Source organism: Desulfomicrobium escambiense DSM 10707, from assembly GCF_000428825.1.
Classification (GTDB): Bacteria; Desulfobacterota; Desulfovibrionia; order Desulfovibrionales; family Desulfomicrobiaceae; genus Desulfomicrobium; species Desulfomicrobium escambiense.
Window position 1 is genome coordinate 145,503 of record NZ_AUAR01000007.1, and the last position, 19,841, is coordinate 165,343.

Below are 19,841 nucleotides of genomic sequence, written 5' to 3' on the forward strand. Positions count from 1 at the left end.
CGTGGTGGGCCTGGGGCCCGGCAGCGCGGACCTCCTGGCGCCCATGGCCCTGGAGAGCCTCGTGCGGGCCGGGGCCGTGGTCGGCTATGACCGGTACATGGATCTGGTGAATCCGGAGCTTCTGGCAGGCAAGACCCTGTTTTCGAGCCCCATGAAGAAGGAGATGGAACGCACGGCCAAGGCCGTGGACTTCGCCCTTTCGGGCCTGGACACGGTGGTGGTCAGCTCCGGCGACAGCGGCGTCTACGGCATGGCAGGATTGGTGCTGGAGTATCTGGAACGGGAAGGGCTCCTGGACGCCATGGAGTTGGACATCGTGCCCGGCATCCCGGCCCTGTGCGCGGCGGCCGCCCTCCTGGGCGCACCCCTCATGCACGATTTCTGCGCCGTCTCCCTCTCGGACCTGCTGACCCCGCTGCCGCTGATCATGCGCCGCGTGCGCTGCGCGGCCGAGGGCGACTTCGTCATCGCCCTCTACAACCCCAAGTCACGCAAACGCGGTTCCTACCTCGCCCAGGCCCTGGCCATGATCGCGGAACACCGCGGCCCGGACGCGCCCGTGGGCTTCGTGCGCAACGCCTACCGGCCCGACCAGGATGTGCGCACCGCCACGCTCGGCAGCTGCGACCCCGAATGGGCGGACATGCTGACCACGGTCATCGTGGGCAATTCCGCAACGCGACTCGTGAATGATAAGATGCTGACACCGCGGGGATATTACGAGAAATACGGACAGGAAAACGCCGGGAATTGATTCCGGACCGCGTTGCTCACCGTTCAGGTGAAACGCAAAAGATCGCCTTTCAGCATCCACATCACGGTAGGCGTCGCCGCCGGATGCCCTTCGGCGCGGGCCTTCAGGGACGCCCAATCCACGGGATGCCGGGTCCAGACCAGCACCATGCGCATGAGTTCCAGGTCGACCCGGCCCTCCACGCCCGCATAGACTACCGGAAAATCCTTGCCCCGGTACACGGCCTGCCCCAAGTCCGTTATTTCCAGCATATCTTTGTCTTGCAGCCTCCGCGTCGGGTAAGCGCCGAAAATCCTGCCGTGGTCCAGCGCCAGGGGATGGAGGCTCTCTCCCTCTCCCGGCGCGGGCGCAGGTTCCGCCCCCAGCCGCTCCCATAGTGCAAGATACCGCCCGATGACCGTCGGCCAGTCGAAGGCCGCCGAGTGCTCTCGGGCCGCCCGCCCCATCTCCTCCCTGACCTCCGGCCGCAGCATGACCCGAAGGCTTCCGGCCAGTTCACCCACGTCCACGGCCACGTCCTGGGCCAGCCAGAGGTGGTATGCCGTGTCGTACAGGAGCGGCGCCAGGAGCGAGACCTCGCCGACCTCGCCGCTGTCCGCCGTGGGGACCAGCAGCCCCGTTTTCCCGTGGGCCACGAGGTCACGGTAGCCGTCGTAGTCTGAGGCGATGACGGGCTTGCCCGCGGCGGCCGCCTCCAGGAGGGTCAAGCCGAAAGTCTCCTGGGGGTTGTCGGCCAGGGACACGACCACGTCGGCCCGCCCCAGAAGCGCCTTCTTGGCCGCATCGTCGGGGCAGCGCACGACCACCAGGCGCAGGCCGATGTTGGCCGCCAGGTTGGTCAGGGTCCCGGGCAGGGACGCGCCCTCGTCGGGGCTCCCGGCCAGAACCAGACAGACGCCGCCCAGGTCCGCGCCGCCCTGGCGCAGACGCTGGAAGGCCCGCAGCAGCGGCAACAAATCCATCTTCGAATAGGGGCTGATGCGCCCCGGCACCAGAAACACGGTTTTTCCCGCCGCAACGTCCGGCAGGCTTCCCCCTCCAAGATCCGCGAACTCATCCCGCCACACGCCGAGTGGTACCATGTCCACCTGCGGCGCGGGAGCGTTGCAGTGCTCGCGAAGCGCGGCCAGTTCCTCGCGCACCACAGCCGCCCCGGCCCGCGACGTGGCCACGATGCAGTCACGGGCCGTGGCCCCGGCCCAGACGTGCTGGGCGAAGGACTGGCCGTAGCGGGCGTAGGACAGGGAATGGGTCACGCCCGTTATGGGGAAGACGTTGCGGGCCAGGCGGTTGCGCACGGCGGCCAGGAAACCCTGGTGGGTCAGGCAGTCCGAGAGGTGGAAGCAGTGATACGCCGTGGAGGCCAGATACTTTGGCAGGGCTGAGCGCGGCAGGATGCGGATCTTGGGCGCCGCGCCGGGGCAGGCGGAGTGCACGAAGGTCTCCAACGCCGCCCCGCTGTGCCGGTCTGGCAGGAAGAAGTGGTACTGCTCGAACCGGTCCACGGTCAGCAGAGCGTGCAGAAATCCCGTGTTCGCGACCCTGCGGCCGAGAATGGGCCCGTCCTCCACGAACGGGTCGAGGGTGCCCCAGACGGGGCCTGATTCATGCGCCATGCCCGCATCAAGCAATATCCGGGCCTGCGCGTCGCAACGCAGCGGGATGAAGGCGCCCGTTCCCACTGTGACGCCAGACACAGCGAACGACTTACGCTCGGTCATTTGGCGAAAGAACGCACATTCCCCGCCCGAATCCGAAGACAGCGACGAAATGGCAACAAACTTGCTACTTACGTAAAAAATGTCATTTTTCCGTTGTCTGGAGGAAGCATGAATACCAGCAAACGCCCAACCCTGGGCGTGGCCCTCGCCCCGAAACTCGCTGCCGAATTGGCATCGCATCTGCCCGACTCGCACCGGCTGGACAACCTTCCCGTCGGCGAGGCGATGGCGTTCATGGCGACGAATGCGCAGGGCGGCCTCGCCTTTGTGGCTGTCTCCACCTGGGAGGCGCTGGACGCGGAAAGCAGAGAAAAAATCGCGGCCCATGAATCCTGGCAGCTCCTGCTCATCGCCGACCAGGCCGATCCGCAAGCCCTGGAATTCATGGCTACGGGTTCGTTCCTGACCCTCATGACCTGCCCCCTGGATGGGGCAAAAATTGCCCGCGCCCTGCATCAGGCGGAAGAAGTGTCCAGCATGTATCAGGATATCTTCATGATGGCGCGGGAAATAAGCCTCGAGCGCGAACTCCTGGCCCGCAAGAACGAGCAGCTGGCATTCCTCAACCAGGTCCTGACCCGTGCCAGTCAAACCCTTGACCCGGCGGTGATCCTCTCCAACAGCGCCGAGGATCTGGACCTGCTGCTCGATGTGCGCTCGGTGTTCGGAGTCTTCTGGAATGCCGCCGAAGGCCAGACCGAGGCCGAACTGTTCCTGCCTGAAAATCTCCCCCAGGCAAGGCAGGAAGACTGGGTCAACCACCTGCTGAGCGTGGCCGGGCGGCTGTGCAGGGATGCCATCCGCGGCTACCAGGTGTCCTTCCTGACGCCCCGGGAAGGCATCGAAGGCGATGCGCCGGAATTGGATCAGCTGGTCACCATCCCCTTGAGCGTTGGGCCGGAGCCCTTCGGGACCCTGGTCATCTGCTCGCGGGAGGCTTCGGCCCTCGGCCAGGACCGTCTGCGCATCCTGACCTCGGCCGCCAACCACCTTGCCCTGGCCATGCGCAACAGCCTGGAGTTCCGCAAGACCAAGGCCCGGGCCGACCATGACGGCCTGACGCGCATCTCCAATCGTCACCATTTTGACATGCGGCTGCGCGAAGAACTCAAGCGCCACCAGCGCCACCAGGACGAACTGAGCCTGATGATGATCGACCTGGACTACTTCAAGTCCGTCAACGACACCTACGGCCATCAGGCCGGCGACATGGTGCTCAAAGAGGTCGGCCGCATCCTGCAGAAGACCCTGCGCGAATCCGACTTCCCGGCCCGTTACGGCGGGGAGGAGTTCGTGGTCATCCTGCCCCAGACCAGGGAGGACCAGGCCTGGACCCTGGCTGAACGACTGCGCGCCGTCATCGGGCAGACCGTGTTCCGCGTGCAGCGCAAGCGGTTCAGGGTCACGGCCTCCATCGGTATCGCCGGCGTGCAGCCCGGCGCCCTGGCCAAGCCCGAGTCCCTCATCTTCAAGGCCGACCAGGCCCTCTACCTGGCCAAGGCCAGCGGACGGAACATGGTCTGCTGCTCGGCCATCGAGGAGACGTCCGTGGCGCACTGAAACGAAGATTTGTCCCGAAGAACGCGAATGGCCGCGGGCTGAGACACGCCCGCGGCCATTCGTTTTTCCGTGCTACCTGAGGATCGACGGCAGCCAGGTTGAGATGACCGGAATGTAGGTCACCATCAGCAGGCAGAGGAAGAGCAGGGCGAGAAACGGCAGCACGGACCGGGCGATCTCCGTCAGCGGCTTGCCGGTAATGCCCATGGCCACGAAGAGGTTCAGGCCGAAGGGGAAGGTCAGGAAGCCGATCTCGACGTTGACGATCATCATGATGCCCCAGGCCACGGGGTCGATGCCGAAATGGGTCAGCATGGGCAGGAAGATGGGCGTGAGGACCAGGATGGAGGTCACGATGTCCATGACGCAGCCGATGAGCAGCAGGAGCACGTTGACCAGAAAGAGAAAGACGTACTTGTTGCCGATGTGCGCGCTGATGAACTGGGCGGCCTGGGCCGGCAGCTGCTCCCGCGTCAGCAGCCAGATGAAGGGCATGGCGCAGGCGATGATGAACAGCAGGGCCGAGGACAGCACCGCGCTCTTGACCAAGATGGCCCGGAACTTGGCCCAGGTCAGGGAGCGGTAGACGAAGGTCTCGACCAGCAGGGCGTAGACCACGGACACCCCCGCCGCCTCGGTGGGCGTGAAGATGCCCGAGTAGATCCCGCCCAGAACGATGACCGGCATGGCCAGCCCCCACAAGGCCCGGCCGAGGATGCGCATGGTCTCCCCGAAGGAATGGGAGGACGTCGCCCCCCAGCCGTGGCGCCGGGCCATGTACAGGGCGAAGGCGCCCAGCACGACGACGCGCACCACGCCGGGCACGACCCCGGCCATGAACATGTCGCTGACCGAGGTGTTGCCCACCAGGGAATAGAGGACCATGGGGATGGACGGCGGGATGAGGATGCCCAGGGTGCCGGCGCTGGTGATGAGGCCGATGCTGAACTTCTCGTCGTAGCCCGCGCGGATGAGGGCCGGGATCATGATACTGCCAACGGCGATGACCGTGGCCGGGCTCGACCCCGAGATGGCCGCGAAGAACATGCAGGTCAGGATGCCGGCCAGGGCCAGGCCGCCCCGGAAGCGCCCCACGCAGGCGTTCATGGACTCGACGAGATAATGCGCGATGCGCCCCTCGGCCATGATGTTCCCGGCCAGGATGAAGAACGGGATGGACAGGAGCAGGAAGTTGTCCAGGCCGCGGAAGAGCTGCTGCACCAGGGCCGTCAGGGGCACGTTCATGAACAGCGTCACTGCCCCGGCCGTGGTGGCCAGGACAACGATGGCGATGGGCGTGGACAGCAGGAGCAGTCCCAGAAAAACGCAGACGATGAACCAGACCATCAGGCCCCCTCCCCTTCTCCGCCGGCAAGGACGATGCGCACCTGCTCCCAAGCCTTGTGGCCAAAACGTGCGGCGATGCTGAGCCCGAAGACGGGAATGGGCAGATAGGCCACCCACATGGGCAGGCCGAGGGCTGCCATGGTCATGCCGTAACGGGCCAGCAGCGCGGTCTGCTCCCAGCCGAACCAGGCGATGACCAGCATGACCGCGGCGCTCAGAAGGTTGGCCAGGGCGCGCAGGCCCGCGCCGACGCGTCTGGGGGCGTACTGGGTCACGGCCTCCATGGAGAAATGCGCCCCGTGTTTCACGGCCATTCCCGCCCCGGCGAAGGTGGCGAAGACTACGAGGTAGCGGCTGCCTTCGTCGAACCAGTCGAAGGTCAGACCAAGGAAATAGCGGGTCAGGACCTGGATGGTCGTGCCCACGGCCAGGAGCAGGAGCAGGCCGCCCACGGCCAGCTCTTCCAGATTGCCGAGAATGTTCAGAAACTTCTTCATGTCGCTCTCAAAAAAGGCAGGGCCCGCAGGCCCTGCATCGTTGGCATCATATGCGGCCACGGCACCGGGTCCGGGGCCGTCAGCAGAAGCCTATTTACTGTACTCGCTCACCTTGGCCACGATCAGGTCGTAGTAGCGCTTGCCCGCCCACTTGCCGAACTTGGGGTCGTTCGGGATGGTACCGGCCTGCTGGGCGAACTTCTCGTGCACGGGCAGGACCGCGTCGTGGAAGGCCTGACGCTCTTCGGGCGTCAGTTCGGCGATGGTCGCCCCGAACTTGTCCTTGGCCAGCTGTTCGAGCTCCGCGCGCATCTTCGTGTTCTCGGAGCGGTTGATGTCCTCGGCGATCTTGGCCGCATCGACGAAGATCTTCTGCTGCTCCGGAGTCAGGCTTTCCCAGACCGGCAGGCTGACCATCTTGTACAGGCAGGTCAGGGAGTGGGAGGAACGCGTGAGGAACTTGGCCACTTCCGTGAACTTCATCATGACCGAGGTCGGGATGGGGTTCTCCTGCATGTCCACGGCGCCCTGCTGCAGGGCCGTGTACAGTTCGGGGAACGGGATGCCCACGGGGTTGGCGCCCAGGGCCCGGAAGCTGTCCAGGAAGACGGGGGAGTCCATGACGCGCACGCGCACGCCCTTCATCTGCTCAGGCGACGTGATGGTGCGGTCGCGCACGCCGAAATCGCGCATCTCGTTCTCGGCGTAGCCGATGGGCATGAGCCCCATCTGCGGCATGAGGGCGTCCATGACGGTCTTGAACTCCTCGTCGGCCAGGACCTTGTAGGCCACCTCCTTGCTCGGGAAAAGGAAGAAGAGGTCCAGCAGTCCCACCTGCGGGATGAGGTTGGACATGACCGCCGTGGTGCAGTCCATCATGTCCAGGGTGCCGAACTGGACCTGCTCCAGCATGGAGCGCTCGTTGCCGAGCTGGCCCAGGGGGAAGACCTCGATCTTGATCTCGCCCTTCGTCTCCTTCTCGACGTGCTCGGCGAAGGCCAGTGCCGCGCGGTGCATGGGGAAGGGCTTGTTGTCGATCTGGGTCGGGGCGATGTGGCCGAACTTCAGGACGCGCGCGGCCTGGGCCGAGACGGCGCAGAACAGGGCCAGGACCAGGAACAGGATCGCAACTCCTTTCGCTTTCATTGGGGACTCCTGCGGAACCGTGCTGAACGATCTCGTCGCAACAGCACAACCCTCTGTTTTTATTGATTATATTGAAAAAAAGACCGTATGCGAAGTATAAACAATTATCGATCGTCGCGTCCCTTGGCAACCCTTTTCTGACCATCGGTCACTCCGACAGAAGGGCGGAAAACGCGGCGCATTGACTTCAACACAACCGGCACCTAGTGATTCTGACTTTCAAGCATACCCGCCCCGGCTCAGCGTTTCCGGGGCCTTGACCATACGGAGCGACCATGCTGCCACCAGATCTTTGCGCCGGGCTGGCGCGCATCCTGCCCCCCGACCGCGTCCACCTCGATGCCGTGCGTGCACGCGTGTTCGCCCTGGACGCGAGCATCTACCAGCCCCGCGCCAGGGCCGTCGTGGACATCGAGCGCGAAGCCGAAGTCCTGGCCCTGCTTGAGCTGATGCGCGTGCACGGCGCAGGCGTGACCTTCCGCGGCGCGGGCACGAGCCTCAACGGACAGGCCACGGGCGAGGACATCGTGGCGCGCATCCGCGGGCCGCGGTGGCGGGACCATAAGGTGCTGGAGGAGGGACGCTTCATCCGCCTGGGCTGCGGGCTGACGGGCGGCGAGGCCGACGCGCTGCTGGCGCCCTTCGGGCGGCGCATCGGCCCGGACCCGGCCTCGGCCGCGGCCGCGACCATCGGCGGCATCGTCGCCAACAACGCGGCGGGCATGTGCTGCACCGTGGACCAGAACACCTTCGCCACCTTGCGCTCCCTGCGCGTCATCCTGGCCGACGGCGCGGTTCTCGACACCGGCGACGCGGACAGCGTGGCGGCCTTCCGCGCCAGCCACGCCCCCGTCCTGGAGCGCCTCACGGCCCTGCGCGAACGCATCATGGCCGACCCGCAGCTCGCGGCGCGCATCCGGCGCAAGTACTCCATCAAGAACACCACGGGCTACGCCGTGAACGCCCTGACCGAGTGCGAGGACCCCGTCGACATCCTGACCCACCTCATGATCGGCTCCGAGGGGACGCTCGGCTTCGTCAGCTCCGTGACTCTGGAGACCGTGCCCGTTTTCCCCCTGCGGGCCACGGCCCTGGTGGTCTTCCCCGACCTCGACGCCGCGGCACGGGCGGTCATGGCCCTGCGCGGCTGCTGCCCGGTGCAGGCCGCCGAACTGCTGGACCGCACCTCCATCCGCGCCGTTGAGAACCTGCCCGCCGCCCCGCCCCTGCTGCGCGAACTGGGTGACGACGCCTGCGCCGTGCTCATGGAGACCCGCGCGACAGACCCGGAAACCCTGCGGCGCAACACGGCTGACATTCTCGCCGCCCTGGAGGGCATTGCGCAGGTCGCCCCGGCGCGCTTCACCACGGACGGGGCCGAATGCGAACGGCTGTGGGCCGTGCGGCGCGGACTCTTCTCGGCCGTGAGCAGCTACCGGGCCGCCGACGAGTACGTCATCACCGAGGACATCAATATCCCGGTGGAGCGCCTGGCCGAAGGGTGCGCGGCCTTCAGGCGCCTCTTCGCCCGCCACGGCTACGAAGCCGGGGTCATGGGGCACGCCTTCCACGGCAATTTCCACTTCACCCTGCCCACGCGCATCAGCGACCCCCGCGAACTGGACCGCCTGCACGGCTTCCTGGACGATCTGGCCGAGGTCATCACCCGCGACTTCGACGGCTCCCTCAAGGCCGAACACGGCACGGGCCGGGCCATCGCGCCCTACGTGCGTCTGGAGTGGGGGGACACGGTCTACGCGGTCATGCGCGAGATCAAGGCCCTGCTGGACCCGCACGGCGTCCTCAACCCCGGCGTCATGTTCGACGAGGACCCGCACGCCCACCTGCGGGGGCTGAAACTCCCCCTGACCAGCCACCCGCGCATCGACATGTGCGTGGACTGCGGTTTCTGCGAGCCTGTCTGCCCCTCGCGGCACATGGCCTTCACCCCGCGTCAGCGCATCGCGGCCTGGCGGGAGATCAGCCGGTTGGAACAGGATGGCCGAAGCGACGAGGCCCGACATTGGCGCGCCGCCTTCGCGGAACTGGGCGAATCGACCTGCGCCACGGACGGCCTGTGCACGACCCGCTGCCCCCTGGCCATCGACGTGGCGTCCTTCATCCGCGACCTGCGCCACGACGCCCTTTCTCCGGCGGCCCGCACCGTCGCCAACGCCGCGGCCGGCCATTTCGCAGGCGCAACGGCCCTGGCCCGGACCGCCCTCGGCACGGCCGACCTGGCGCACCTGGCCCTGGGGCCCGAAAAACTCGAATCCGTGAGTCGCATCATGACCAGGCTGAGCGGACAGCGCCTGCCTGGCTGGATGCCCGGCCTGCCCCGGCCGGCAGCTCGGATCGTGCGGAAACCCGCCGCCGAGCACAGGGAGACCGTCGTCTACCTGCCGTCCTGCGCCACGCGCACCATGGGCGACACGCGCCGCGCCCCTGCCGAGAGTCTGGTCGAGGTCACGGTGCGCCTGCTGGAGCGGGCCGGCTTCGCCGTGCGCATCCCTGACGGCGTCGAGGGCCTGTGCTGCGGCAAGGCCTTCGAAACCAAGGGTCTGTATGCCCAAGCCGAGACGAAGCTGCGCGAACTGGAGCGGGCCCTGCACGCCGCGTCGGACAACGGCCGACACCCCGTCCTGTGCGACACAAGCCCATGCCTGGCGCGTATGAAAAAGGATATCCGGGGCCTGTCGCTGTTCGAGCCCGTCGAGTTCGCCCGCGTCTTCCTGCTCCCCCGGCTGCGCTTTCAGCCGGTGGATCGGCGCATCGCCCTGCACCCGACCTGCTCCACCCGCCTCATGGGCCTGGCCGACGCCTTCCACGAACTGGCCCGCGGCCTGGCGGTGGAAGTCGTCCTGCCGCGGGGGATTCTGTGCTGCGGCTTCGCCGGCGACAAGGGCTTCCACCGCCCGGAGCTGAACGCCTCGGCCCTGGCCGGTCTGGCCGAGCAGGTCCGGGACTGCGCCGAAGGCTACTCGACCTCGCGCACCTGCGAGATCGGACTGGCAATCCATGGGGGCATCCCGTACCGCAACATCCTCTACCTGCTGGAGGAATGCTCCAGATAGCCGGAATGGCTCAGATGAATGACACGGCTCTCCGCCTGCCCATGCACGGCTCACGTTGGCAGGCATTACTTGGTGCGGTGCCGGAAGACGTCAAAGGCATAGATCCCCGCCTTCGCGGGGATGACGTGTTCCAGATGCGTCATGCTGCAACATGTCCGCGATGTCCTCAGGCTCCACACCGGGTCATCCCCGCGAAGGCGGGGATCCATTGGCCGGACGACTCCGCTCGCGTCCGTCCTGCAACGGACGGAATCCGCATCGTTCTGAGCATCCGGCTCCGCCTTGCTGCACCGGACACCACGGACTCCGTTCTACACCAAAACTAATCAGGCCCCCTCTGCGGAGTTTGCCCCACAGATCCTGGGTGAAATCCCCCACCTTCACCCGACTCCTTCCCCGCCTCATCACCCAACCAGCTGAAAACACATCACGAAAGTGCCCGGCATTTCTGGCACGCATCCTGCCTAAGATACGGCAAACGAAATCACCCAGGAGGACGTATGGGACCAACCCCAGAGGTTTTGGAAAAATTCAGGAAAAAAGCGGAACTCGTCTCGGCCATCGTTTCGGAAGTTGATTCCATGGCCCAGGCCATTGCCTATACTGTCGACCTGTGCACCCAGAAAGAGGCCTGCCAGCTGCTCATGAGCGGATGCGAGGAGTCCCTTTCGGACAGGGGCCATGACCTGTGCGAACTCAAGCAGTGGGGCAAAGTCATCGCCGCCCCGGCCCTGAACGACGCCGACATGGCCGAACTGGTCAAGCAGGCCGCCAGCCGCGGCATCTCGGTCATCAAGGAAGGGATGCGCAAGAACCTGGCCGGCATCGACATCGGATTCACCATGGCCGACTACGGCATCGGCGAGACCGGGAGCCTGGTCATCGACTCCTCCAGCGAGGAACTGCGCCTGGCGACCATGATCAGCGAAATCCACGTCGCGGTCATTCCCAAGTCCCGCATCCGGGCCACGGCCGAGGACATGTACGACGAGATCAAGGGCTTCCAGAGCCGCAAGCCCAACTATCTGGCCTTCGTCACCGGCGCGAGCCGCACGGCCGACATCGAACGCGTTCTGGCCCTGGGCGTGCACGGGCCCCTGGAACTGCACATCCTGATTCTGGAGGACAAATAATGCAGACGGCCAAAACTCTTTCCGATTACAACAAGGAGCTGCGCGAGGCTCTGGACAACACCTTCCTGCGCGGCGCCATGGAAAAGTTCGCCACGGCCTACCCCGTCGGCCGGGCCAACGCCTTCCGTGAATACGACGTGACCGCCCTCATCGACGAGGTCGCCAAGGTCAAGGACGCCGGCATCTCCCGCCTGAACGACCTCTACGCCGAATTCAAGGCCAAGGCCGAAGCCAACGGCGTGAAGGTGCACTGGGCCAAGGACGGCGACGAGGCCAACGAGATCGTGGCCCGCATCGCCAAGGAAAACAGCTGCAAGATGATCGTCAAGTCCAAGTCCATGACGGCCGAGGAGACCCTCCTCAACCACCGTCTGGAAAAGGACGGGCTCGAAGTCGTCGAGACCGACCTCGGCGAGTGGATCATCCAGCTGCGCAGCGAAGGCCCGAGCCACATGGTCATGCCGGCCATCCACCTGTCCCGCTACCAGGTCGCCGAACTCTTCTCCCAGGTCACCAGGCAGGACCAGTCCTCGGACATCCAGCGCCTGGTCAAGGTCGCCCGTCGCGAGCTGCGCGCCAAGTACGCCCAGGCCGACATGGGCGTCAGCGGCGCCAATTTCGCCATCGCCGAGACGGGCACCATCGGCCTGATGACCAACGAGGGCAACGCCCGCCTGGTCACCACCCTGCCCCGCGTGCACGTCGCCATCGCCGGCATCGACAAGCTCTGCGGCACCCTGGAGGACGCCCTGAAGATCCTGCGCGTGGTGCCCAAGAACGCCACGGGCCAGGCCATCACCTCCTACGTGACCTGGATCAGCGGCGCCAACGAGTGCCAGACCGCGCCCGGCGGCAAGAAGGAGATGCACATCATCTTCCTCGACAACGGCAGAAGCGAGATGGCCAAAGACCCGCTCTTCGCCCAGGTCCTGCGCTGCGTGCGCTGCGGCGCCTGCGCCAACGTCTGCCCGGTCTACCGCATGGTCGGCGGCCACCAGATGGGCCACATCTACATCGGCGCCATCGGCCTCATCCTGACCTACTTCTTCCACGGCAAGGACAAGGCCCGCAACCTGGTGCAGAACTGCATCAACTGCGAAGCCTGCAAGCACATCTGCGCCGCGGGCATCGACCTGCCCAGGCTCATCAAGGAAATTCACTCCCGCATCCTGGACGAGGAAGGCCACCCGCTGCCGTCCCTTCTGCTCGGCAAGCTGATGAAGAACCGCAAGCTCTTCCACACCTTCCTGCGCACGGCCAAGATGGCCCAGCGCCCGCTGACGGGCGGCACGCAGTACATCCGGCACCTGCCCCACATCTTCTCCAAGGATCACGGGTTCAAGGCCCTGCCGGCCATTGCGGCCAAGCCCTTCCGCGACCGCTTCGAGGCCATCAAGCCGCGGGTGTCCGCGCCCAAGTACCGCATCGCCCTGTTCTCGGGCTGCGTGCAGGACTTCGTCTACCCCGAGCAGCTCGAAGCGGCCGTGAAGGTCCTGGGCGCCCACGGCGTCGAGATCGACTTCCCCATGGACCAGTCCTGCTGCGGCCTGCCCCTGCAGATGATGGGCGAGAAGAAGGCCAGCATCGACGTGGCGAAGCAGAACATCGAGGCCATGGCCGGCAACTATGACTACATCATCACGCTGTGCGCCTCCTGCGCCTCGCACCTCAAGCACAACTACCCGTTCCTGCTGGGCGAGAACGACGCGGCGGCCAAGGCCTTCGCCGACAAGGTCATCCCCTTCTCGGCCTTCATGACCGACGTGCTCGGCGTGACCGACGAGAAGTTCACGCAGACCCACCAGCGCGCCACCATGCACGCCCCCTGCCACCTCTGCCGCGGCATGGGCGTGGTGGAGCAGCCCCGCAAGCTGCTGGCCCTGGGCGGCTACGAGTACGCCCAGGCCGAACAGGAGCAGGTCTGCTGCGGCTTCGGCGGCACCTACTCCGCCAAGTTCCCGGGCGTGTCCGAACAGATCCTCAAGAACAAGCTGGCCGACGCGGCCCGCACCGCGGCCGAGGTCCTGGTGACCGAATGCCCGGGCTGCATCATGCAGCTCAGGGGCGGCGCGGAAGTGAACAAGTCCGGCTTCGCCGTGCGGCACATCGCCGAAGTCTTGGCGGACCACCTCAAATAGCAAACGGGCCGGCGAAAGCCGGCCCGCATTTTTCTCTCCTTGCGCGCCGGGAGCCTCAATTGCGAGGGGCTCCCGGCTTTTTCATTCGGATGGATGCCCAGACCCTTCAGGGCGCGCAGGACAGGCAGGGCCGCGCCCCAAGCTCCTCTCCCGCCGGTCGTGCTCAGTCGGCCGAAAACCTGGGCTGCCCGTACCAGGCCCGGGCGCTCTGACCCGAATTGTCGGTGTCGGTCATGATGGCCACGGCGTCGATCTCCGCGATGTCCTCTCCAAAAGCCCGCATCCAGTCCTCCCGGATGTTGCGCTTTTCCGTGACGAGTCGTCCCAGACTGTCCGTCCCGCTTCGCACTGCGACCATGTAGGCGTTGGAGGTGAAGGCGTTGGGCCACATGGCGTCCTGCGCTTCGGTGCTGGACCAGACGTAGGACAGGGCTTTCGTCTTCCAGAAGGCGATGCCGCCCTTGGCCACGACGTAAATGCGGGCCGGATAGTCGTCACCGGATTTCTCCCGCTCGTTCACGCCTGCCAGCACGTTTTCCACCTTCCAGGACCAGGTCAGCCACGGAGTCAGGCGCAGATCGACGCGCCCCTCGTGGAACAGCCCCGAAGCCGTGCCCCCGCTCTCGGCCATGAGCAGCCCCTCGGCCGGCAGCGGGGTGTAGACCGTGCGCCCCGCGAAGACCTTTTCCTTCCAGCCTGGATGATCCGGCGCGGTCAGGTCGGGCAGGCTCCCGGCCCACAGCGCCGTCACGCAGCACAGCAGCAGGCAGGCCGTCAACCGGGCTGGAACCTTTCCTGCAACCTGTCCTGCGCGCGGGAAAAAAATGCCGCGTCGACCACGATTTCCCTCAGCCGCGGAGGCGCCCATGAGTATCTCCTCGTCCATCTATATCGGCACGACCGGCATGATCGCCCATCAGGAAAAGATGTCCGTCATCTCCGACAACATCGCCAACATGAACACCGTGGGGTTCAAGTCTTCACGGATGCTTTTCAGCACCCTTATCAGCGAGCAGCTTCCGGCGTCCACCGTGGGCAACCAGATCGGCCAGGGCGTGGGCATCAGCTCCATCCATCGCGACATGACCGTCGGGGCTCTGGAGCCGACCAACACAGCCACGGACCTGTCCATCGCCGGCCAGGGCTTCTTCATCGTCTCGCCGGACACCTCGGACGCCACCTACTACACTCGGGCCGGAAGCTTCCGCTTCGACAAGGACGGATACCTGCGCGACCCGCAGGGCAACGTCCTGCAGGGCTACAGGCTGCCCGTCGGCGACCCGGACGACGCCGAACTGAACCTTCCGCAGGCCGCATCCGCCAACCTCCAGGATATCGTCCTGTCCACCAACGAGGGAGGCATGGCCGTGTCCGAGCCCGAGGCGACCACCGAAATCCAGATGATCATCAATCTGAACTCGGGATCCCCGGAACGCAGCACCGATGGCGCAAACCCCTTCACGTCGCTCTTCGACAAGTGGGACCCGACAGCGGAGGATCCCTTGGGCTCCAGTTCCTACGCCTACGGATCACAGCTCAAGATCTACGACGCAGCGGGCCAGGCCCACGAACTGAGCGTCTACTTCGACCCGGTCAACGACCTCTCGGGCGACACCAACGGCACGCGGGTCTGGGAGTACGTGGTGGCCATCCCGCCGGGCGAGGACGCCTCGGCCCTGTCCGCCAAGAAGGGCATCGTCATGACCGGCACCATGACCTTCACCCCCGCGGGCGAACTCCTCGGCATGAGCGCCTTCTCGGGAACGTCCGACGACAAGAGCGACTGGACGCCCGTGTCCTTCGATGAAAACGGGTTTCCCGTCTTCACGGCCACGGTGAACGGAGCGGCGCCGATCAGCAGTTCCCTCAATTTCGGGCTGCGCTCGTCGGGGGGGTGGAGCATGCCCGCCGGAGTGGCCACACTGGACGATCTGGGCACGGACATCGCCAACCTGCCGAACATGCTCGACCCCGACAGACAGGTCCTGGGCATGACCAACTTCAGCGCCGGGTCGAGCACCCTGTCACAATCCCAGAACGGATACTCGCGCGGCATCCTGCAAAGCGTGTCCGTGGACGCCGGGGGGACGATGCTCGGCAACTTCTCCAACGGGCAGATCCAGGCCCTCTACAAGATCCCCCTGGCCGACTTCATCAATCCGCAGGGCCTCTACCGCGAAGGCGGCAACCTCTTCTCGGCCACCAAAGACTCCGGCGGGGTGATCCTGGGCTGGGCCACGGAAGGCCGCCTGGGAGAGGTCGTCTCCAGTTCCCTGGAGAACTCCAACGTCGACCTGGCCACGGAATTCGTGCACATGATCATGACACAAAAGGGATTCGACGCGAACAGCAAGGTCATCACCACCAGCGACCAGGTCGTGCAGACGGCCCTGCAGATTAAGAAGTAGTCACACGAAGGCTTCGCCCCGGGCCACCAGATCCACGGGGCCGTGAATCCAGGCCCGGCGGACGGGGCCGGATTCTTCGAGGCGGACCCCGATGGAGTTGCCGCTGGGCTGCAGCACCGCGAGGTCCGTAGGAAAATTTTGCCCTCTCCCCAGCCACAGGGCCAGGGCCAGGCTGCCGGAGCCGCACCCGGTCTCGAAATGGGTCGAGGCGGTGGAACGGACCCAGACCACGGGCTTGATGGCGCAGGACGGGTCCGTCCGGTACCAGATGCAGCCCACGGCCTCGGCCTCCACGCCGAAACGGGTCCGCAGGCTCTCGGCGGCCCCTGCGACGTCGCCGGGAAAGGGGTGCCGTTCCTCGTCGAGGCAGATATGGGCGATGCCGGGCAGACGCACCAGCCCGAGGCCCTGGCCGAGTTCGCGCACACCCATGCCGGCCTCTTTGGGCAGCGGCATCTGCGCCCAGCACTCTCCGCCTTCCACGCGCAGCCCCACCGGCGCATCGACCCCGGACACCGAAAGCTCGCCGCGCACGCCGCCCTCGTGGGGCGAAAGCCCCGAACCCTCACACGCCATCACTGCGGCCGCGGCCCGGCACGCGTTGCCGCAGAACTCCCCGCCCATCATGTCCAGACGCACGGGCCGGGCCGACAGGTCCAGGTAGCCGACCTGCTCTGCCTGGAGGTGCCCCGCTCCCATGAGCACCCGCGACACGGCGGCCCTTTCGCCCGCAGGCACGGGGTCGAGGATCAGGATGGTGGGGTTGCCCCCCGGAACGGCCTTGTAGAATCGCAGTGTGCGCACCTCTGCCTCCTTGCGCGGTCGAAAAGCCTGACTTAGTCCATGAACACCCGTCGGGCAAGGCGCTCTTGACCCCCACCGCCCCGCGCGCGTAGGAGGTTCTTTTTTCACGTTCCAGCCCCACACCCCATGACAACATACCTGAACGCCATCATCCTGGGCATCGTCGAAGGCCTGACCGAGTTTCTGCCCGTGTCCTCCACCGGCCACCTGATCATCGCCGGACACCTCCTGGGCTTCACGGGCCCCAAGGCGGAAACCTTCGAAATCGTCATCCAGCTCGGCGCCATCCTGGCCGTGGTGGCCATGTACCTGCCGACCTTCTGGGGGCTCGTGCGGCCCACGGGACGGGCCTTCGGGGGCGTGCGCGGGCTGTGGCTGCTTTTCCTCACGTCCCTGCCCGCGTCTCTGCTGGGCCTCTTCGCCCACTCGGCCATCAAGGAGCACCTCTTCTCGCCCGTGACCGTGGCCTTCGCCCTGATCATCGGCGCCCTGGCCATCCTCCTGGTCGAACGTCTCAAGATCAAAAAAAGCGTCGGGGACCTGGACGCCATGACCCCGGCCCTGGCCCTTGGCGTCGGCTGCTTCCAGTGCCTGGCCCTGTGGCCCGGCTTCTCGCGCTCGGCCGCGACCATCATGGGCGGCATGATCCTGGGCGTGGACCGGCGGGTGGCGGCGGAATACTCCTTCATCGCCGCCGTGCCCATCATGTTCGCGGCCACGGGCTACGACCTGCTCAAGAGCTGGCGGATCTTCGGCACCGACGATTTCCTCGTTCTGGCCGTGGGCTTCGCCATATCGTTCGTCTCGGCCTGGGCCGCGGTCAAGGTCTTCATCGCGCTGCTCTCCCGCCTGACCCTGCGGCCCTTCGCCTGGTACCGCCTGGCCCTGGCCCCGGTCGTGCTCTGGATCTTCTGGTGAGGCCATGACCGTCGAACACGAAGCCAAATTTCCCCTGACCGAATGCACGGGCCTCGAAGAACGGCTCCGCGCCCTCGGCAGCCTGCGCACGTCCTGGCACTTCGAGTCCAACACGGTCTACGATCGCGGAGAAGAGCTTGCGTCCACGGGCCGCCTCCTGCGCCTTCGCCGCGCGCTGGTCGTGACGCTGACCTTCAAGGAGCCCGTGCCCGGCCCCGGCGTACCCGGCGTCAAAAGCCGCCTGGAACGGGAGTGCCGAGTTGACGATCCCGGATGCATGGACCTCATCCTGCGCGGCCTGGGCTACACCGCGAGCTTCACGTACGAAAAATTCCGCGCCATGTGGGATGTGGACGGCGCCACCGTGTGCCTGGACATCCTGCCCTTCGGCCACTTCGCCGAGATCGAAGGGGCGCCCGCGGCCATCCCGGAGCTGGCCGGCCGCCTCGGCCTGGACATGGCGGCGGCCCTGGCCGTCAGCTACCACAGATTGCACCGCGAATGGCGAAGCGCGCAGGGGCTCCCCCCAGCCGAGAGCTTCGTCTTCGAACCCGCCGAACGAGAACGTCTGAACACCCTGCTGGGCTGCGAGGCCCGGACCGGAGGAGATACATGCTAAGCGACATCCAGCTCGAAAAATACGCCAAGGTCCTGTTCTGGGGCATGCAGAAGGCCCGCGTCACCCCCTTCGCCCCCGGCGACATCGTCCTCATCCGCACGGACCTGCAGGCACTGGCCCTGGCCGAGAAGATGCAGGCCCTGGTCTTGGAAAAGGGCCTCAACCCCGTGGTGCGCATGAACCTGCCGAGCACCCTGGAAAAGGGATTCTTCACCGGTGCCGGACAGGACCAGCTGTCCTTCGTCGTGCCCGGCGACCGCGAACTTTTCGAAGACCTGGGCGGCCTCGTCTCGCTCCTGGCCCCGGACTCCATCACGCATCTGAAGGACACCCCGCCGGCCAAGATCGCCAGCTTCTCCCTGGCCCGCAAATACCTGCGCGACATCCTGGACCGCCGGGAGGCCATGCGCAAATTCGGTTGGACCCTGTGCCTCATGCCCACCCCGGCCCTGGCCGAGAACTCCGGGCTGTCCCTCGCCGACTACGCCGCCCAGATCGTCCGCGCCTCCTACCTCGACGACGCCGACCCCGTGGCGGCCTGGGAGGGCATCTTCCGCCAGGCCGAAGGCGTCAAGGCCTGGCTCAACGGCATGGACGTCGAACACTATCACGTGCAGTCCGCCTCCACGGACCTCAAGGTCTTCCCCGGCCGCGACCGGCGCTGGATCGGCGTTTCGGGGCACAACATCCCGAGCTTCGAGCTGTTCATGTCCCCGGATCACCGCCTGACCGAGGGCGTCTACCACGCCGACCAACCCTCCTACCGCAGCGGCAACCTCGTCAGCGGCGTGACCCTGGAGTTTACCGGGGGCAAGGCCCGCGTGGCCGGGGCCGACCAGGGCGAGGCGTTCGTGCGGTCCCAGCTGGAGATGGACCCCGGTGCCTGCCAGCTTGGCGAATTCTCACTGACGGACAAGCGCTTCTCACGCATCGACGCCTTCATGGCCCACACCCTCTTCGACGAAAACTTCGGCGGCGAGCACGGAAACTGTCACGTGGCCGTGGGCGCGTCCTACGCGGACACCTATGCGGGGGACCCGGCCGAACTGACCGAGGAGAGAAAAAAGGAACTGGGCTTCAACGACTCGGCCCTGCACTGGGACCTCGTCAACACCGAGCCCAAAAAAGTGACCGCCTTCCTGCGCGACGGCACGAAGACGGTCATTTACGAAGACGGCATGTTCGCCATGCCGCAGGCAGGCTAGGAACCGCCGCAGAACTCGCGCATGGCCTCCAGGGTCTGGCCGCAGACGCGGTCCAGATCCCGGCGGAGCCGGTCCACGTCATCCCAGGACCCGGCCTTGGCGGCCCGCTCGGTCTCGGCCGCGATCTCGCATAGCTGGGACGCGCCCACCGTGGCCGAAGCGCCCTTGAGGGAGTGGGCCGTGCGCTCCACGCCGAAGAGATCCCGCTCCGCGGAGCAAGCGTCCATCTTTTCGAGCTTCTTGGGAGCGTCGCTGACGAAAAGCTGGAACAGGCTGACCAGCAGTTCCCGGTCCCCGGACATGCGTTCCAGGGTCTCCTCCATGGACAGAAGCGGTGCATTCGTCACGTCTGCTCTCCTCATATGCGGCTGAATGAATTCGACATCACTCACGTACTTTTTTTTCACGTTGCTGAAAAGCGCTTTTCCTCCCCGAACCGGCATGCCCGGCTTTTCGCCATCCCGCACGCCCCTTGCCACTTCACAATCTTGCCTATAGTCTTATCTAACTTTTTCCC

16 protein-coding genes are annotated in these 19,841 nt (G+C 65.9%); 9 read left to right on the forward strand and 7 right to left on the reverse strand.

All coding sequences use genetic code 11. The annotated features are described in order from the left end of the window. The first annotated feature begins 1 nt into the window (after nt 1). Nucleotides 2-754 (forward strand): precorrin-3B C(17)-methyltransferase, encoded by a 753-nt coding sequence (gene cobJ / locus G394_RS0108380; protein WP_043775165.1) that lies wholly within the window; start codon nt 2-4, stop codon nt 752-754. Nucleotides 755-777: 23 nt separating this feature from the next. Here cobJ and G394_RS0108385 read toward each other — a convergent pair whose 3' ends face one another. Further along, nucleotides 778-2,370 carry a glycosyltransferase family 4 protein gene (locus G394_RS0108385; RefSeq protein ID WP_028577278.1) on the reverse strand — a complete coding sequence of 531 codons (1,593 nt, stop codon included), beginning with the start codon at nt 2,368-2,370 and terminating at the stop codon, nt 778-780. A gap of 213 nt (nt 2,371-2,583) precedes the next feature. On the opposite strand from G394_RS0108385, the gene G394_RS0108390 reads away from it, so the two are divergent. Beyond that, nucleotides 2,584-4,035, forward strand: a complete 1,452-nt coding sequence (locus tag G394_RS0108390) for a GGDEF domain-containing protein (RefSeq protein WP_028577279.1) — start codon at nt 2,584-2,586, stop codon at nt 4,033-4,035. A 72-nt stretch (nt 4,036-4,107) separates the two neighbouring features. Here the strand turns inward: G394_RS0108390 and G394_RS0108395 are convergent, their stop codons facing one another. From G394_RS0108395 to G394_RS18525, 3 genes are all read right to left on the reverse strand, one after another. Then, entirely contained in the window at nt 4,108-5,382 is a 1,275-nt protein-coding gene (locus G394_RS0108395) for a TRAP transporter large permease (protein WP_028577280.1), read from the reverse strand. Then, a complete protein-coding gene (locus G394_RS0108400; RefSeq protein ID WP_156902535.1) occupies nt 5,382-5,879 on the reverse strand; it encodes a TRAP transporter small permease in 498 nt (165 codons plus the stop codon). Before G394_RS0108400 ends, G394_RS0108395 begins: the two co-directional genes overlap by 1 nt. Nucleotides 5,880-5,969: 90 nt before the next feature. Continuing rightward, nucleotides 5,970-7,025: a DctP family TRAP transporter solute-binding subunit gene (locus tag G394_RS18525; RefSeq protein WP_051307055.1), complete on the reverse strand. Its 1,056-nt coding sequence runs from the start codon at nt 7,023-7,025 to the stop codon at nt 5,970-5,972. A 275-nt stretch (nt 7,026-7,300) separates the two neighbouring features. Between G394_RS18525 and G394_RS0108410 the strand changes: the two genes are divergently transcribed. From G394_RS0108410 to ldhH, 3 genes are all read left to right on the forward strand, one after another. Next, nucleotides 7,301-10,099 (forward strand): FAD-binding and (Fe-S)-binding domain-containing protein, encoded by a 2,799-nt coding sequence (locus tag G394_RS0108410; RefSeq protein ID WP_028577282.1) that lies wholly within the window; start codon nt 7,301-7,303, stop codon nt 10,097-10,099. Nucleotides 10,100-10,599: 500 nt separating this feature from the next. Next, nucleotides 10,600-11,232: a LutC/YkgG family protein gene (locus G394_RS0108420; RefSeq protein ID WP_028577283.1), complete on the forward strand. Its 633-nt coding sequence runs from the start codon at nt 10,600-10,602 to the stop codon at nt 11,230-11,232. After that, a complete protein-coding gene (gene ldhH, locus G394_RS0108425) occupies nt 11,232-13,370 on the forward strand; it encodes an L-lactate dehydrogenase (quinone) large subunit LdhH (RefSeq protein WP_028577284.1) in 2,139 nt (712 codons plus the stop codon). The genes G394_RS0108420 and ldhH overlap by 1 nt, the downstream gene beginning before the upstream one ends. A gap of 163 nt (nt 13,371-13,533) precedes the next feature. Here ldhH and G394_RS0108430 read toward each other — a convergent pair whose 3' ends face one another. Next, nucleotides 13,534-14,148 carry a DUF3047 domain-containing protein gene (locus tag G394_RS0108430; protein WP_245578295.1) on the reverse strand — a complete coding sequence of 205 codons (615 nt, stop codon included), beginning with the start codon at nt 14,146-14,148 and terminating at the stop codon, nt 13,534-13,536. An 88-nt stretch (nt 14,149-14,236) separates the two neighbouring features. Here G394_RS0108430 and G394_RS0108435 point away from each other — a divergent pair, with 88 nt between their 5' ends. Next, nucleotides 14,237-15,778, forward strand: a complete 1,542-nt coding sequence (locus G394_RS0108435) for a flagellar hook protein FlgE (protein WP_028577286.1) — start codon at nt 14,237-14,239, stop codon at nt 15,776-15,778. Here the strand turns inward: G394_RS0108435 and G394_RS0108440 are convergent, their stop codons facing one another. After that, nucleotides 15,779-16,582: a histidine racemase CntK family protein gene (locus G394_RS0108440; protein ID WP_028577287.1), complete on the reverse strand. Its 804-nt coding sequence runs from the start codon at nt 16,580-16,582 to the stop codon at nt 15,779-15,781. A 126-nt stretch (nt 16,583-16,708) separates the two neighbouring features. Here G394_RS0108440 and G394_RS0108445 point away from each other — a divergent pair, with 126 nt between their 5' ends. From G394_RS0108445 to G394_RS0108455, 3 genes are read left to right on the forward strand one after another with little or no spacing between them, the layout of a single operon-like run. Continuing rightward, nucleotides 16,709-17,500 carry an undecaprenyl-diphosphate phosphatase gene (locus tag G394_RS0108445; protein WP_028577288.1) on the forward strand — a complete coding sequence of 264 codons (792 nt, stop codon included), beginning with the start codon at nt 16,709-16,711 and terminating at the stop codon, nt 17,498-17,500. A 4-nt stretch (nt 17,501-17,504) separates the two neighbouring features. Beyond that, the gene (locus tag G394_RS18530; protein WP_051307057.1) at nt 17,505-18,119 is read left to right on the forward strand and encodes a class IV adenylate cyclase; all 615 of its coding nucleotides are present in this window, start codon (nt 17,505-17,507) and stop codon (nt 18,117-18,119) included. Beyond that, nucleotides 18,113-19,324 carry an aminopeptidase gene (locus G394_RS0108455; protein WP_028577289.1) on the forward strand — a complete coding sequence of 404 codons (1,212 nt, stop codon included), beginning with the start codon at nt 18,113-18,115 and terminating at the stop codon, nt 19,322-19,324. The genes G394_RS18530 and G394_RS0108455 overlap by 7 nt, the downstream gene beginning before the upstream one ends. On the opposite strand, the gene G394_RS20135 is transcribed toward G394_RS0108455, so the two are convergent. Beyond that, entirely contained in the window at nt 19,321-19,671 is a 351-nt protein-coding gene (locus G394_RS20135) for an Hpt domain-containing protein (protein WP_169725545.1), read from the reverse strand. The genes G394_RS0108455 and G394_RS20135 overlap by 4 nt on opposite strands. Nucleotides 19,672-19,841 lie beyond the last annotated feature (170 nt).